This window comes from Spirosoma arboris (assembly GCF_009754945.1).
In the GTDB taxonomy this organism is placed as follows: domain Bacteria; phylum Bacteroidota; class Bacteroidia; order Cytophagales; family Spirosomataceae; genus Spirosoma; species Spirosoma arboris.
Map to the genome: position 1 here is coordinate 655,321 of NZ_WPIN01000005.1, position 15,081 is coordinate 670,401.

General features: G+C 46.4%; 14 protein-coding genes and 1 riboswitch. Of the genes, 8 read left to right on the forward strand and 6 right to left on the reverse strand.

Annotation, left to right across the window (positions count from 1 at the left end; genetic code table 11):
- Positions 1–118: 118 nt before the first annotated feature.
- Positions 119–1,258 (reverse strand): N-acetyl-alpha-D-glucosaminyl L-malate synthase BshA, encoded by a 1,140-nt coding sequence (gene bshA, locus GO755_RS16690; protein ID WP_157586299.1) that lies wholly within the window; start codon positions 1,256–1,258, stop codon positions 119–121.
- A gap of 181 nt (positions 1,259–1,439) precedes the next feature.
- Here bshA and GO755_RS16695 point away from each other — a divergent pair, with 181 nt between their 5' ends.
- The 3 genes from GO755_RS16695 (at position 1,440) to GO755_RS16705 (ending at position 3,719) form a co-directional block, all read left to right on the forward strand.
- Positions 1,440–2,315: a geranylgeranylglycerol-phosphate geranylgeranyltransferase gene (locus GO755_RS16695; RefSeq protein WP_157586300.1), complete on the forward strand. Its 876-nt coding sequence runs from the start codon at positions 1,440–1,442 to the stop codon at positions 2,313–2,315.
- A gap of 161 nt (positions 2,316–2,476) precedes the next feature.
- A complete protein-coding gene (locus tag GO755_RS16700; protein WP_157586301.1) occupies positions 2,477–3,181 on the forward strand; it encodes a TapB family protein in 705 nt (234 codons plus the stop codon).
- Between the two features lie 157 nt (positions 3,182–3,338).
- Positions 3,339–3,719, forward strand: a complete 381-nt coding sequence (locus GO755_RS16705) for a MerC domain-containing protein (protein WP_157586302.1) — start codon at positions 3,339–3,341, stop codon at positions 3,717–3,719.
- A 97-nt stretch (positions 3,720–3,816) separates the two neighbouring features.
- Here the strand turns inward: GO755_RS16705 and GO755_RS16710 are convergent, their stop codons facing one another.
- The 4 genes from GO755_RS16710 to GO755_RS16725 all read right to left on the reverse strand — a co-directional run bounded on the left by GO755_RS16710 (position 3,817) and on the right by GO755_RS16725 (position 8,893).
- Positions 3,817–4,923, reverse strand: a complete 1,107-nt coding sequence (locus GO755_RS16710) for a cytochrome-c peroxidase (RefSeq protein ID WP_157586303.1) — start codon at positions 4,921–4,923, stop codon at positions 3,817–3,819.
- Positions 4,920–5,735, reverse strand: coding sequence for an MbnP family protein (locus GO755_RS16715; protein ID WP_157586304.1), 816 nt, complete (start codon positions 5,733–5,735; stop codon positions 4,920–4,922). Before GO755_RS16715 ends, GO755_RS16710 begins: the two co-directional genes overlap by 4 nt.
- A gap of 176 nt (positions 5,736–5,911) precedes the next feature.
- Entirely contained in the window at positions 5,912–6,757 is an 846-nt protein-coding gene (locus GO755_RS16720; protein ID WP_157586305.1) for a sugar phosphate isomerase/epimerase family protein, read from the reverse strand.
- A 102-nt stretch (positions 6,758–6,859) separates the two neighbouring features.
- Complete coding sequence (locus GO755_RS16725; RefSeq protein WP_157586306.1) at positions 6,860–8,893, reverse strand: beta-L-arabinofuranosidase domain-containing protein; 2,034 nt, start codon at positions 8,891–8,893, stop codon at positions 6,860–6,862.
- 381 nt (positions 8,894–9,274) lie between these two features.
- Here GO755_RS16725 and GO755_RS16730 point away from each other — a divergent pair, with 381 nt between their 5' ends.
- From GO755_RS16730 to tenA, 5 genes are all read left to right on the forward strand, one after another.
- Positions 9,275–10,486 carry a macrolide family glycosyltransferase gene (locus tag GO755_RS16730; protein WP_157586307.1) on the forward strand — a complete coding sequence of 404 codons (1,212 nt, stop codon included), beginning with the start codon at positions 9,275–9,277 and terminating at the stop codon, positions 10,484–10,486.
- A gap of 55 nt (positions 10,487–10,541) precedes the next feature.
- Positions 10,542–10,643: riboswitch (TPP riboswitch) on the forward strand.
- 47 nt (positions 10,644–10,690) lie between these two features.
- Entirely contained in the window at positions 10,691–11,497 is an 807-nt protein-coding gene (thiM, locus tag GO755_RS16735) for a hydroxyethylthiazole kinase (RefSeq protein WP_157586308.1), read from the forward strand.
- Positions 11,494–12,120 carry a thiamine phosphate synthase gene (thiE, locus tag GO755_RS16740; protein WP_157586309.1) on the forward strand — a complete coding sequence of 209 codons (627 nt, stop codon included), beginning with the start codon at positions 11,494–11,496 and terminating at the stop codon, positions 12,118–12,120. Before thiM ends, thiE begins: the two co-directional genes overlap by 4 nt.
- Positions 12,117–12,923, forward strand: coding sequence for a bifunctional hydroxymethylpyrimidine kinase/phosphomethylpyrimidine kinase (thiD, locus tag GO755_RS16745; RefSeq protein WP_157586310.1), 807 nt, complete (start codon positions 12,117–12,119; stop codon positions 12,921–12,923). Before thiE ends, thiD begins: the two co-directional genes overlap by 4 nt.
- Before the next feature lie 6 nt (positions 12,924–12,929).
- The gene (gene tenA, locus GO755_RS16750) at positions 12,930–13,580 is read left to right on the forward strand and encodes a thiaminase II (protein WP_157586311.1); all 651 of its coding nucleotides are present in this window, start codon (positions 12,930–12,932) and stop codon (positions 13,578–13,580) included.
- Positions 13,581–13,660: 80 nt separating this feature from the next.
- On the opposite strand, the gene GO755_RS16755 is transcribed toward tenA, so the two are convergent.
- Complete coding sequence (locus GO755_RS16755) at positions 13,661–15,070, reverse strand: Gfo/Idh/MocA family oxidoreductase (protein ID WP_157586312.1); 1,410 nt, start codon at positions 15,068–15,070, stop codon at positions 13,661–13,663.
- Between the last annotated feature and the right edge of the window lie 11 nt (positions 15,071–15,081).

Sequence of the window (15,081 nt, forward strand, 5' to 3'; positions counted from 1 at the left end):
AGTCTTTGACTTGTGGTATGCACTTGATTAATGGACCTATGCCGAGCAAAAGAAGCAAAAATGGATGGTACTAAGCCGACAATTGTAACCGTAAAAACCCCTATTTGTTAAGACCAATTTACGATACTAAAGGCTGTACGGTCTGCAATACCCGCTCGTAATGGGCTTCGTAGAGGGGCAAGATACGCGATAACTCGAATTCTTTGGCCCTTGCCAGCGCATTTTCTTTAAACGTGGGCAGGTTAGCATCATCAAGCACATAGAGCGCGTTTTTGACCATATCATCCACATCGCCAACCGGACTTAGGAAGCCTGTTACACCCTGTATATTGAGTTCGGGCAGGCCACCCGCATTTGATGTAATAAGCGGAACCTCGCAGGCCAAGGCTTCAAGAGCAGCCAGACCAAAACTTTCGTTTTCGGATGGCATAATAAACAGATCGGCAACGGACAACACTTCTTCAACCGCATCTAGTTTACCAAGAAACCGTACCTGATCATAGATGCTGAGGTCGCGCACGAGCCGCTCGATACGAGCACGTTCTGGACCATCACCTACTAGCAGGAGTTTAGCTGGTGTTTGCTGCTGAATGTGATAAAAAGCCATGACCGCATCGTCAATACGCTTTACTCGCCGGAAGTTCGATGTATGTACAATCAACTTTTCGCCATTAGGACAGATCGCTTTTTTAAAATGCTCTTTCTGTTGGCGTTTGAAACGGCTCAGATCAATGAAGTTAGGAATTACCTCGATTTCGCGATGAACGTTAAAGTGCTTATAGGTATCCTGCCGCAAATTCTCCGATACAGCCGTTACGCCATCCGACTCGTTAATACTAAATGTAACGACCGGTTCGTAGGAAGCATCTTTGCCAACCAGTGTAATATCGGTACCGTGAAGCGTAGTGACAACGGGAACATTTCGCCCCTGCGAGCGAAGAATCATTTTGGCCATATACGCTGCTGATGCGTGCGGAATGGCGTAGTGAACATGCAGTAAATCAACGTTTTCGTTAATAACTACGTTAACCATAGCACTGGCCAGTGCCGACTCATAGGGTGCGTATTGAAATAGCGGGTACGAGGGTATATTTACTTCGTGATAAAAGACATTTTCGTTGAAAAAATCGAGCCGGGGTGGTTGCTGATAAGTAATAAAATGAATCTGGTGACCGCTTTTGGCTAATCCTTTGCCGAGTTCGGTAGCTACTACACCACTGCCCCCAAAAGTCGGGTAGCACACAATGCCAATTTTCATGCGTGAGAGAACGAGTTTGTCTCTGAACAACAAATGTTAGCAAAAAGAATCCCGAAAGAAATGTATTAAGTGAAGTGTGTGTAGTAAGTACAGTAAGTTGAACGATTTAGCCCACTGCACTTACTACACACACTTCACTTACTGCACTTATTACACTATTTTTACCCAAAAATCCACCCCAATGGTTGTGCGCCAGTCGATTCCTTTCTCGGCCTTCACATCTGGCTTTCTGAAGCTCATTCGGGTGCAGAATTTGCTGATCGTGGTGTTGACACAGTTGCTGGCTCGTCTGTTTTTAGTTGGGCCACGTCAGGATAGTCTGCACCTGTTAACTGATAATAGCTTCTGGCTCCTTTCTTTTTCGACAGTCTGTATTGCCGCAGCGGGGTACATCATCAATGACTATTTTGATATCAAAATCGATTTGATCAACAAGCCTGAGCGGGTTATTATCGGGCGTTATCTGAAACGCCGGGTGGCCATGGGTGTGCATCAGGCTCTGAATGTAATCGGCTGTCTTATTGGCCTTTACCTAAGCAAGTGGGTCTTTCTGGCCGATGTACTAGCGGTGTCGTTGCTTTGGTTTTATTCGGCAAATTTCAAACGACAACCGCTTATTGGCAACATAGTTATTTCGCTGTTATCGGCCCTTTCCCTGCTTGTTTTAGCAGTTTATTACCGCCAAAACACCAATATGGTTCTTATTTATGCCCTATTTTCGTTTGGTATTTCGCTCATTCGCGAGATTATCAAAGACATGCAGGACATCCGGGGCGATGCTCGTTTCGGCTGCCGGACTATACCTATTATTTGGGGGTTACGTCGCACGAAATACCTACTATACGTTTTAATTGGGCTGTTTGTCTGTACGCTTTTCCTAATTGCGGGCTCGCTTCATAATAGCCGGCTCATTCTTATTTTCGTATTACTCCTGCTCCCAATTGCCTGGCTCGTTTACCGACTCGTTCTGGCCGATACCCGACGCGAATTTGGATACCTCAGTAGCCTCTGCAAACTCATTATGCTGGTAGGAATCTTGAGCATGATCTGGACGTAGGTTGGAGGTGTATGATGTAAGATATATGATGTATTTATGCAGCATAAATACATCATATATCTTACATCATACGTACTTCTCTCCGTTCCCTCAAGGATTTCAGCATTCGTTTGTTAGTTGGCTTATCTTTAGTATCCTATAAATCAATTTTGTTTATCCCTATGAAAACGCTTGTTATTTCGCTGCTTGCGCTGGTTTTTATCTCAACGATTAGTCAGGCTCAGGACTGTCTGGGAATGACGTTCAAGACTGGTATGAACTTTGAACTCACTCATTTTAATGGTAAAGAAAAGCCAATCGGCAAGATTCTTTATCAGGTCAAAGATGTTCATAAAGAAGGGGGCTCGACGGTAATGGATATTACGGCGCTGTTTGAGGATGACAAAGGCAAGCAACGTCCGCCTTACACTATTCACTATACCTGTACAGGTAGCGAATTGATTGCCGACATGTCGGGAATGATGCAGGCTATGCAAAATGGCGGCATGAAAGACATGGAAATGAAGCTAAAAACTAATAAGCTTGCTTACCCCAGCAAACTGAGCGTAGGACAGAAACTAAGCGATGGACAGATGGAGGTCGAAATGAGCAGTGGTGGTGGCGGTCCCATGGCAAACATGAGTATGACGATGGCAAATCGGCAGGTAGAAAGTAAAGAGCCTATTACAACACCCGCTGGCACATTCGATACGTATAAAATCTCGTCGGATGTAAATTTCGAAAACAAAGTGATGGGCATCCCCATCCGAAACACCATGAAGATTATCACATACCGAACTGAAAATCAACTTTTTGATATAAAATCGGAGTCGTACAACAAGAATGGTAAGCTTATGGGCTACTCGCTGCTAACAAAAACCAACTGACAGTAAATGATGTATGATGTAGGGTATATGATGTATGTTTTTTCGGCACGAATACATCATATACCCTACATCATACATCATTTACGCAACTTTGTTGCAAAAAAGTGGGTTAACCTAAAGAATCATTGCCCAAGGCATTGTATTTTTGCGCTTGCTCATGAAAACAGATAGTTTCTCCCGTAAAGCAGATTACATTGGCATTACCGGCTCGGTATTGTGCATTATCCATTGCCTCATTACACCGGTCTTGTTATTGACAACTTCTCTTATGCAGGATTCAGCTCTTCGGGTTGGCTATCTGAGTCTGGATTATGTTTTTATTGGGGTTAACATTGTAGCCGTATTTTTTGCCACTCGGCATTACGCACCTATAGCTATCAAAATCGCTCTTTGGGGATTTCTAAGCTTATTCAGCATCGCACTATTATTAGAAGAAACGGCGCCCGTTTTTGAATACCTGGCCTACGCATCTTCGGCCGGTTTAGTAATAACCCATTTGCTCAATATACGGCAACATCGGGTGAGTCACGCGCACTGAACCGGGATTTAGCTGATTTAGGGATTAAGTTGATTTTGCGATTCGTTTCTGCTAGAAACAAAATCCCGCCAATCCATAAATCAGCTAAATCCCGGTCCTAGTTCGCACTAAACGCCCGGTTGTTGATAAATGTATTATCAGTCAGGGTTAGCAGAAAAGCGACCACTTGCTTCTTCTCTGTATCAGTTAAAGCAATACCAAGTTGGCCGTTGGTTTTTAGCGCCGGGTCAAGCGTGGGGCTGTCAGTAACGCCCGTTCTATAATGCTCAACAACCTGCTCCAGCGTGGTAAAGCGACCGTCGTGCATATATGGAAATGTCTTCTCCACATTCCGCAGACTTGGCACTCTGAATTTCAATCGATCGGCTTCGTTGAGGGTAATTATATAACGGCCCTGGTCGTTAATGGCGCCAACCGGCAAGCCATTGTTTCGATAGCTCTTATCAGTGAATAAATCGGTAGCATGACAGGTGGTACACTTCTGTTGAAACAGCGCCAGTCCTGCCAGCTCATCGGCTGTCAGATCTCCCCCACTCTCTTTTCTAACATATTTATCGTAGCGTGAGTCGGCCGATACGAGTGTTAGTAAAAACTGCGAAATGGCTTTCAGAAAACGCGCCGTTGTCACGGTGTCAGAACCAAAAGCAGCTTTGAACATGGGTGGATATTTAGGACTTTTCTGAACCCGATTGAGAGCCTCCGAAAATTTCAAATCCATTTCAACTGCATTCTGGATGGGAGAAATAGGCAACTCATCTAGACTCGTTACGCCCCCATCCCAGAAAAACTCACGATCCCAGCCTAAATTCTGTAAGCCGGGCACATTACGTGTCCCGAATTTATTATCGATACCATGGCTCAACGGATGGTCGGAATGGCCGAAACCGGCAAACTGCTGGTGGCAGAACCCACAGCTAAGACTGGTGTCGCGCGAAAGCATTGGCTCGTAAAACAACGCTTTCCCTAAGGCCACACCCTCAACTGTTAGTGGATTCTGCGTTAGGTCATAGACTTTTGTCGGAAAATTGCTGGGCTCACGAAGCGTAACGGGCGTTGTGTGGTATTCAATGCCACCCCCTGGATCTGTTGTTCCGGCACCAGGGTCAGGATCTTTTTGAGATTGACACGCAATGACCAACGCAAACAGAAGCGCGCTGACAAACAGCCCGATGCGCTTTGCCGATATGGTTTTCTGTGGAATCATTGATTGGCCAGAATTCCAGCGAAACTGAACATCTGTGCGTAATTATCGGCAATGTTAGTCGAATACGTATCGAACATAACGGACGAATACTGGGCTATACTCAGTTTCGTTGGCCCATCGAATATCTTCATCACATCGGTTTTGAGTTGAACCGACGGCGCAGAACCTGTCTGCACGCTAGCGACATTGCTTGCAAAAGGAATCGTTATGGTACGTAAATTATTAATCGTTTTCTTCCCGCCATAACCACCACCAAAACCGCCAACGTGGTAAAAGAACGCATTATTCTGAAGGGGCGGTGCCACGGCCGACGTTCCCTCCAGTTTCATGAAAATATATCCGGAGTTCCACTCCCAGTACATACCATCGTTTAAGGCAGGATCGAGTACACCGGTTCTCTTGCTGATATCGGCCAGACTGCGTAGGCTATCGACACCAACCGTAAACGTTAGACCGGTGTAGTTTCCTGGCGGCAAGTTGTTTAACGTAATCGTTTGAGAGGCTGGTTTTTCTTCCTGGATCAGGAAATAACTACTGTCCTGGGGTACTACATAGTCGCTGCCGTCCTGTTTACGAAGTCGGATATTGCTTACGAAATAGTTGAATTTCGTAACGACAAAGGTTTCACCAGATGAGTTTTGATAGGAGCCTGTTCCTAATTTCAGGTCCGACGCACTCACTACGTTATCAAATGCGATACGCATCTTTCCCGTAGTAGTCGTAACCGGATTTGTGTCGTTTGTATCACAGGCAAGAACAAATAGTCCAATAGCCAGTGTGGCCAATAGCCCAACAGTAGCAGTAGTTTTCATAGCGTAAGCGGCATCACTACAACGGAAGGATTGCACTAGTAGGTAACGAAAAAAGAGCCTAAAATCATCTAGGCTCTGGATTAAATCTGTGTTAGGAAAGAATGAAAAATAAATAAGCATCCTCGGCATGTGAATACGCAGACCGAGGATGCAGGATGCAAACCTATCTAAACACCTTACAAACTCTTCAAATACGCCAAACTTTTAGGCACCTGCTGTTCAACAGCCATACTTTCGTCTTCGATGTAGAAATGGTCGATGGAGGTCTTGCGAGCGGCTTTCAAAACGGCTGGCCAGTCGATTTGTCCGGTCCCCAAAACTACTGATTGTGCATTCGCCATGCCACCTTTATCGCTATGAGGAACCCCTTTCTCCACGTCTTTCAAGTGAATAAGTCGGAACCGTTTGGGGTATTTCATCAGAAGCGCAGCCGGGTCTTGCCCTGGCAGGTACGTCCAGGTTACGTCCATTTCATAGCCAACGTACTCAGGATTGGTTTCCTTTACCAGATAATCGAATAGTGTACCGTTCTCGTATGGCTGAAACTCGAATCCGTGGTTATGGTAGCAAAACATCATGCCTTTGGCGTGAGCCAGTTTCCCAAAACGGTTGAACACTTCGGCAGCTTTCTGCATCATCTCCAGCGTTGCCGCAGTCTTATGCGGAATCGAACCGATACGAATGTACTTAACACCCAGCGCCTGGGCATTTTGCAGAATCGAATCTGGCTTCTGATCGATGGCATCATAACTCACGCCATAGCTGCTGCACTTCAGTCCACGCTGATCGAGCAAAGCGCGTAATTCGGGGGCAGTTTTCCCAAACAGTCCCGAAAATTCAATATCCGTAATACCCCAGGCTTTAATCTTATCCAGCGTACCAGGAACATCTTTACTGAAACTATCACGCATCGTATAGGAAACGATACCGGGCATTTTTGGAACAAGTTTCCCAAACGGTTGCGCCTGCGCTGCCGACATTCCGGCCCAAAGGGCTAGTACTCCTAAGGTTGTACGTATCATGTTGGATTGGAACTGATATGAATGAATTCGTTTCTGATTAGACAGGTCGTATGCAGTTAAAAAATGCTGAACATGCCGTGTATATCCTCGCCAAAATTACAATCATTTTATTACGGGGAACGCCACGACGCGCAACTTGGTACATCCATAAGGAATGAACGTTAGCGTTTCTACTTTGTCGGCAACTTCGCCCTGATAGATGCCCTCTCGGGTTGTAACAGGCTGACGAGCTACCCCTTCAACCAATTTCCAGTTTGGAATCTGGCGACCATTTGTTTTGATTTCAATGGGAGAACTTGCCTCGTTCCAGACGAAATTAGCGGGCATTGGCTTTAGGGTAACTGTCGTATTTTTTTCAGGATCATCTACCAATGCTTTTGGCAAGCCATAGTTCCAGGCATTTTTCGGCTGATATTCGAAATAAGTGCCTTCTGTTTTCTCCGTCTTTTCGTCAACCGTCGATTCAACTTTTAGGGCATATACCAATGGACCACGTTCAATGGTACGCGAGTTTTTAGCCCAGTTACTGGTTCTGACGGGCATCGGCAATTGTAGCGTTACTTTGTCGCCATTTTTCCAGGCTCTTGATAAACTGATTACCTGTCCACCCTTATCGGAACGAAGCTTTTGCCCGTTTACGAGTACGGTTGCTTCGGTACACCAACCCGGAATGCGCAATGCGAAAGGGAAAGTCGTTGGTTTGGCGATAGTAACCGTAAATGAAATCTGATCGTCGAATGGGTAATTGGTCGTTTCCTGAATCGTCACGTTTACTCCGCTGGCAACTTTTGCTTTTAAAGTATTTGGGGCATATTCCAGCGCGGCTACTCCACCCGATCCGGTGGCATACCAAAGGTGCGACGCAAACTTCGTCCAGCCCTGATGCATATTAGCCGTGCAACAGGTGTAGCCCGCGTAAGGCCCGAAAACGTTGTTCATACCCCGTCCAAATGGCAACGAGAAATCGAAAACACCCCGCGAAACTTGTACTTGATTAGCAATCTGAAAATATTGCCGCGACCGATAATCATCGGTAGTTTGAGTAGGCAGCGCATTAAACGTCATCCGTTCCAGTGCGTCCATGTAGGCAGGATCACCGGAAATGCCGATGATTTCTTCTAAGGAAAACATCGTCTCGACAATGGCGCAGAGTTCCACGCCCTGCGTCGGTTCGTTGCCATGCAAATCTTCATCGCCTGAGAACATGCCATGTGGCAGTCCGTGTAAGGTCATTAAATCACCGAAGCCGGTTTTCACTGCCGTCAAGTATTTGGGATCTTTTTTAGCCCGATAATATTCGGCGGGGAGTTTCAAACCCATACCCACATTAACCGCGTGACGATTCATCCACTTCCGACCCGTTTGATTCACAGCCGCGTCGATGGCCCAGTTACGCCCGCCCAGTAGGTCAGTCCAGTTGGTGGTTTGCTTGTACAGCAGGTCGGCCAGATCGAGCAGAAACTTATCACCCGTATGATCGTAGAGCCAGTAAACACTCATGATATTGTCGCCCCCACGGGACTCTGACCACTCGGACCATTTCACTAAGGGGCAGGTTTTCAAGCTCGCGTACTGATACTTAAAATACTTCGTCATGAACGGAATCACGCGTGGGTCGTTGGTTGCGGTGTAATACTGCTGAATCACCTTGAGCATCACCATACGAGGCCACCAATCGGCCCCATCGGCACACGACTCCATTGGTTTCCCTTCCAGTTCTTTCTTAGTCAATGGGCCAAAAAAACCGCTGGGGCGCTGATGATCTAAGGTCCAGTTTACGTATTTCAGGAATTTATCTTTCAGAACCTTATCATCCAGCAAATAGGCCAACGGTAAAGCGCCATCGAGCCAGTAAGGTGTTTCTTCCCAACCATCGCCTTTGCCACCTAGCCAGCCATTATCATTCTGAACTTTGGGATAATACTCGTCCAAATGGCCCGTTGCCCCGTCTTTCATAATTACTAATTGCTGTTGCAGCCAGCCTTCGGGTTTTATAGCGCCTAGTGGTAATTCGAGGTATTTCTGCGGGGCCAGCGGAGCGCGACTGGTTACGTACAACGGCTTTTGTTGGGCATATGCTAGCACTGTTGTCAGCAAAAGTGTGCCTGTTAACCGGATAACAAATGGAATTTTCATGGAGTAAGATCGGCATTATACCAAAAACAAAGGCACTTATAGCCCAATTTACCCTATTACATTGACGAAAAAATTGGCCCCGTCAGCTATAGTTGACATAACGATTCCAGAAACAAGTCTTTGGACGGATTTTATGGGTTAAATGCAATTGGGATGAGGTGAGCAAATTTTCAATCCGAATCAAACAGCGTTAACTAAGAACGCAATTTACTTATTACTCTTTCAATCTATTTTAATTATTAACACACTAATAATTAGACTATTACATAATAATAATATCGAATAACTCCTAAAAATTGAGTTCTCTTTAACGTATTTTCATCGCTAACTCGTCTACCTATATAGTATTAACAAGAATCTAAAAAGACAGAATTCAATTACATGGCTAAAGTACTTTTTTTATCTATTCCCTCACACGGACATATGAATCCCATGCTGGGATTGGCTGCTGAACTGGTAAATCAGGGAGAGCACGTTACGTTTTTTAGTTCGGATGAATTCAAGAAATCCATTGAAGACATCGGAGCTCATTATCTCGCCTATCAGAGCGATATGAATATTTTCCAGAAAAAACCGGGCGATACTAAACCACAAAAAGGGCTAATGGGCTCTTTGATGGAGCCAAAAAAATTTATTGATGATGTGCTGGCACAAATTCGGGATGTCAAATTCGATTACATCGTTTTTTCGGCAGCTTATCCTTATGCTACCACTATTAAGCAGATTTTGAACTTACCATCAGTTTCGTCGTTCGCGGTGTTCGTAACCATGAAGGAGTTAATGGAAAGCCGAAATCCGAGCAATGATGCCCATGAGAAAAAGCCATTTGGTGTCGATCAATCGCTGATTGATAGCTTTAAACCCGTTCGGGAAAAGGTGATGCAGCAATACGGCGTAACAATTCCGGAGAATATTTTTGACTTACTCATCAACAAAGGCGATCTGAATATCATCTATACGTCTGAGTATTTTATCCGGAGTAAAGCCTATTATGACGACAGTTTCATTTTCGTCGGCCCACCCGTTTACGACAAGAAATACAACGTCGATTTTCCGTTCGACAAGCTAGCGGGAAAAAAGGTCATCTATATTTCTATGGGGACCATCTTTGGCAACCACTCCCAGACACTTAATCAGCTTTTCTTCGAGGCATTTAGGGATACGGACTACGTAGTGGTAATGGCTGCACATAACGTCGATCTATCGACCTATACAGTGCCCTCCAATTTTATCATTCGGGATTATGTACCGCAGTTGGAGCTTTTGAAACACACATCCATTGCCATTACGCATGCAGGTATGAATAGCATCGGAGATTTACTGTACAACGAAGTGCCGTTTGTTGCGATTCCCCTGGGCGCGGATCAATTTTATATGGCCAATCGGGCGGCCGAGTTGGGGGCAACCTTGGTTTTGGACATAAACACTATTACTGCTGAAGCCATCAAAGAAGCTGTTGATCAGGTGTTAACGCATTCGCTTTATCGGGAAAACATCCATAAAATAAGCGCTTCCTTCAAAGAAGCAGGCGGTTATAAAAAAGCTGTCGCAGCGATTTTTGAACTGATGCGGCAAAAAGGAGTTCTCAGCTAATCATGAGGTCGCTTCCAGGAACAGTTGTTTTATACAATAATCCCCTACCTTTGCCCGACAACTTTAGGGGTGTCAGTGCCAAACCGGACTGACTGAGAGAATACCCTCACTACCTGATGCAGTTTGTACTGCCGTAGGGAAAAGTTAACGAGACGCCACTCGCTCTCCTAAAGTTGCTGTTTACGAACTCTTATTGACAGCAACATGTCTCCAACTACTCAATCGATCTGGGCCGACCTGACACAAATTCGCGCGCAGGCTCCGCTTGTTCATAATATTACCAACTTCGTGGTTATGAACAACACCGCCAATGCGCTACTAGCTTTAGGCGCTTCTCCCGCGATGGTTCATGCCCCCGAAGAAGTCGAAGATTTTGTCTCGATTTCTAGTTCCCTCGTCGTGAACATCGGCACGCTCGACGATCATTTTGTAACGGGTATGACGCTGGCCATGCGCCGGGCCAAAGAATTAGGAAAGCCCATTGTTTTCGACCCGGTTGGCGTTGGCGCTACGGCTTACCGCAATCAGGTTAGTCAGGATTTGCTGACGTTAGCCACACCTACTGTGATTCGGGGAAATGCATCTGAAATTATGGCGCTGGCGGGTTTGAATGCCCAAACCAAGGGAGTCGATAGTTTATTCGGATCTGACGCAGCGCTCGATGCGGCCCGGCGGTTAAGTTCGGTTTGGGGTTGTGTCGTAGTAATAAGCGGAGCCACCGACTACATCGTTTTAGGAGATCAGGTAGCCTCAGTGGCTAATGGACATTCGCTCATGACCAAAGTTACGGGCATGGGCTGCACGGCTACAGCGCTCACAGGTGCTTTTGCCGCTGTTAATACCAACTATTTCCAGGCCGCCACACATGCGATGGCCGTTATGGGCATCGCGGGCGAGTTAGCTGCGGAGAAAAAGCTGGCGCCCGGCAGTTTGCAGGTCAATTTTCTGGATGCTTTATACACGTTGACCGAATCGGAAATTGACGATCGACTTAAGCTGACATGGTCATGAGTCAGTTGTATTTAGTGACCGATAGTGCCATTGCCCGGCAGGCAGGTCATACACTGGGATACGTGGTTGAAGAAGCCTGCCGGGCAGGTGTTCGATGGGTTCAACTACGGGAGAAATCGCTCTCGACCCGTGCCTTTCTGGAAATGGGAATGGCGTTAAAACGCATTACACAGGCTTATGGAGCTAAACTAATTATTAACGACCGCGTAGATATAGCTCTGGCTATTGACGCCGACGGCGTTCATGTTGGGCAGGAAGATATGCCGTATGCATTGGTTCGTTCGCTCATTGGCCCTGGCAAGATTATTGGGCTATCCATCAATAATTTGGCAGAATTGGAAGCCGCTCGTGACGGAGATATAGACTATTTCGGAATTGCTACCATTTTCCCAACTGGCACTAAACAGGATACGTCCAGCTTGCTGGGGCTAACAGGCTTGCAGGCTATTTGTCAACAAACCAACCTGCCCACCTTTGCGATTGGCGGAATCAATACTGGTACCATTCAGAAAGTTATCCAAGTTGGAGCAACAGGCGCGGCAGTTGTTTCGGCCATTTGCGGGCACCCGTCGCCTTACGAAGCAACCCGTGAACTCATTCAGCTAATTGATCAGGCATTATGAAAAACTACACACGCGTTTTAACAATTGCCGGATCGGATAGTGGTGGTGGCGCTGGGATTCAAGCCGATCTCAAAACATTTGCCGCACTCGGTTGCTATGGTATGTCGGTGATAACGGCGCTAACTGCCCAAAATACAACGGCAGTAACGGGCATCATGCCGGTGCCGCCTGCGTTTATTGCCGAACAGATGAAGGCCGTGCTAAGCGATATTGGCACTGATGCCGTTAAGATCGGGATGCTTCATTCGCCAGAAGTCATTGTGCAGGTGGCTAAAACACTGGTCGAATTTGGGGTCACGACCATCGTACTTGACCCGGTTATGGTAGCAAAAAGTGGAGATAAACTCTTGCAGGACGAAGCCATCGACGCGCTCAAAACCTATTTATTACCCATAGCCTCTGTCATTACGCCTAACCTGCCCGAAGCCAGCGTACTCCTGAGCCGATCGGTGGAAACCTTTGCCGATATGCATCAGGCAGCCGTCGATCTGGCCAAACTGTGTTCAGGAGCAATTTTGGTAAAAGGTGGTCATTTGACTACGGCTGAAAGTACAGATTTACTATATGTTTCCGCCAGCGAATCCCATTTATTCCCGACGGTTCGAATACAAACCGCCAATTCGCACGGAACGGGTTGTACACTTTCGTCGGCTATTGCCTGCGGATTAGCTAAAGGGTTCACGGTTTTTGAGGCCGTATCCGAGGCTAAAACGTATTTGATCGGAGCGCTTCAGGCGGGGGCCATCTACAAATTAGGTCATGGTCATGGCCCAGTTCATCATTTTTATACGTATTGGTCCTAGAAAGCGATGCAATTCACCGAGCAACTCTGGCAAGATATCAACCCCATTTATGATTCCATTTTGGCGCATGGTTTTGTCGATGAACTGATGGCAGGCAGTCTTTCTTCTGCTACATTTCAGTATTACATTCAACAGGATGCGTTGTACCTCGCCGATTTTAGTCGCGCCCTGAATCAGTTGGCTGCGCGGGCAACAGTTCCCGATCATATGCTGCAATTCACGCAGTTTGCGCAGAACGCGATTCTGGTGGAACGGGCTTTACACGAAACCTATTTCTCGCTCTATGCCATTCAGCCAGAGACCGTTAAAATGCCTGCCTGCTTTGCTTACACAAATTATCTGCTGGCCACAACATCGCTCCAATCGGTTGCTGTAGGTGCAGCAGCCGTTTTACCGTGCTTCTGGATTTACCGGCAAGTAGGCAAGTACATTTATGAGCGAGCCGTCCAGGAAAACCCTTATCGCGCCTGGATCGACACGTATGCAGGCGACGCCTTCGACCAGTCGGTTAGCCAGATGCTCAAACTAACCGACCACTTTGCGGAATTAGCCAGCCCATCCGAACGCATACAAATGCAGGAAGCCTTTCGACTATCGAGCCGACTGGAATGGTATTTCTGGAACGATGCGTATACGCAAACGCGCTGGTTGGTGTAAATTTGTCATAAGAGGAATCTCAAAATCCCTTATAAGTCAAGCTTGAGATTCCTCCTATGATAATAAAACTGGAATCAGTTTTATTGTACCAATTTCATATTGACAGGGTCCCAGTGCACGATATTTTTGCTCAAAAAACTTGCGTTACAAGCCAGAGCAGGTGCAGCTGCCCGAAAGCCGAACTCAGCATTCTCAACAACGGGTTTACCCGTCCTGATCGAATCAAAGAAATTAGTAAAGTGGTCTAAATGGTCATCATAGCCTGTAGGGGCTTTAAACACAATATCCTCTTTGGTAGGTCTTTTTCGTTGATCGGCCGTCCATTTAGCATCATAGTCTTTCTGCATGTCATCCTGCATAGCTTTTGAGAACGTGAACAGGGAGTCATAACCACCAAAGCCGGGAGCTTCGGGCATGAGACTATGTTTGACCGTAATGTTATTGCCAATCACATCAATGATCCCTTCAGAACCAACCAGCCGGATAACCTCCTGACCGCCCGTACCACTGATAAAATTCACCTGTAAGGTCAACTGAAAGGCAGCGTGTTCCGGGCTGTCGGGATATTGCATTACGCCCGACATCACATCAGGCAGATTACGCCCATCTTTCCAATAGCTGAACTGCCCGGTACTGTAAATGCTTTTAGGGCCTTTTGAGTTGGTGATAAAATGCGTGCCACTCAGCAAGTGGATAAATAAGTCGCCTGCTACACCTGTACCGACTTCTTTAAAGGCCCGCCACCAGAAAAACTTTTTGGCATCAAAAGGCATTTTTGGTGTAGCCGTGACGGCAACAAACCGTTCCCAGTCGGTTGTCATGGCATCGGCATCTTTTGGAATCGTGTATTCCCAGGCACCTATCGAACTTTGCCGGTCATACACGGCATTCACCATATTGAGTTTACCAATTTCACCAGCCGCCAATAACTCTTTTGCTTTGGCATACCCGATGCTACTGACCCGTTGGCTACCCACCTGTAACACCTTACCCGCCTTTTTAGCGGCTGCTATCACCGGATAGCCCTGACTAATCTTATAAACCATCGGCTTTTCACAATACACATGCTTGCCTTTTGCCAACGCTTCCAGGGTGATGCGGGAATGCCAGACATCATGCGTGGCAATAATCACCGCGTCAATGTCTTTTCGGTTTAAGAGTTCTTTATAGTTTCGGGTGGTGTATAATTCATTGCCAAATTTTTCTTTGGCGTTTTCAAGGCGGCCTGTGTATAAATCGCAAATGCCAGCCAATTCAACACCTGGCACTTTGAGCGCCGTATTCAGGTCAAAATGGCCTTGAACCCCATACCCAATTACCCCTAATCGGATGGTATCATTGGCCGAAACCGGTCTTTCATAATGCAGGATGCGTTCTTCTGCTTTTTCCTGGGCGGCCAGTGACGACAAAGGCGAGGACGCTGCTACCAGACTGGTAGCACCAATCTGTTGTAAAAAATGCCTTCTGGAAGTTGAATTGCCTTTTTTCATGAGAAATTCAG

Excerpts from the sequence above, each read along its gene's own strand:
- GO755_RS16710 (WP_157586303.1), bottom strand. The coding sequence starts at position 4,923 with ATGATTCCACAGAAAACCATATCGGCAAAGCGCATCGGGCTGTTTGTC.
- GO755_RS16695 (WP_157586300.1), top strand. The coding sequence starts at position 1,440 with ATGGTTGTGCGCCAGTCGATTCCTTTCTCGGCCTTCACATCTGGCTTT.
- GO755_RS16720 (WP_157586305.1), bottom strand. The coding sequence starts at position 6,757 with ATGATACGTACAACCTTAGGAGTACTAGCCCTTTGGGCCGGAATGTCG.
- GO755_RS16755 (WP_157586312.1), bottom strand. The coding sequence starts at position 15,070 with ATGAAAAAAGGCAATTCAACTTCCAGAAGGCATTTTTTACAACAGATT.
- GO755_RS16700 (WP_157586301.1), top strand. The coding sequence starts at position 2,477 with ATGAAAACGCTTGTTATTTCGCTGCTTGCGCTGGTTTTTATCTCAACG.
- thiD (WP_157586310.1), top strand. The coding sequence starts at position 12,117 with ATGAAAAACTACACACGCGTTTTAACAATTGCCGGATCGGATAGTGGT.
- GO755_RS16730 (WP_157586307.1), top strand. The coding sequence starts at position 9,275 with ATGGCTAAAGTACTTTTTTTATCTATTCCCTCACACGGACATATGAAT.
- bshA (WP_157586299.1), bottom strand. The coding sequence starts at position 1,258 with ATGAAAATTGGCATTGTGTGCTACCCGACTTTTGGGGGCAGTGGTGTA.
- tenA (WP_157586311.1), top strand. The coding sequence starts at position 12,930 with ATGCAATTCACCGAGCAACTCTGGCAAGATATCAACCCCATTTATGAT.
- thiE (WP_157586309.1), top strand. The coding sequence starts at position 11,494 with ATGAGTCAGTTGTATTTAGTGACCGATAGTGCCATTGCCCGGCAGGCA.
- GO755_RS16715 (WP_157586304.1), bottom strand. The coding sequence starts at position 5,735 with ATGAAAACTACTGCTACTGTTGGGCTATTGGCCACACTGGCTATTGGA.
- thiM (WP_157586308.1), top strand. The coding sequence starts at position 10,691 with ATGTCTCCAACTACTCAATCGATCTGGGCCGACCTGACACAAATTCGC.
- GO755_RS16705 (WP_157586302.1), top strand. The coding sequence starts at position 3,339 with ATGAAAACAGATAGTTTCTCCCGTAAAGCAGATTACATTGGCATTACC.
- GO755_RS16725 (WP_157586306.1), bottom strand. The coding sequence starts at position 8,893 with ATGAAAATTCCATTTGTTATCCGGTTAACAGGCACACTTTTGCTGACA.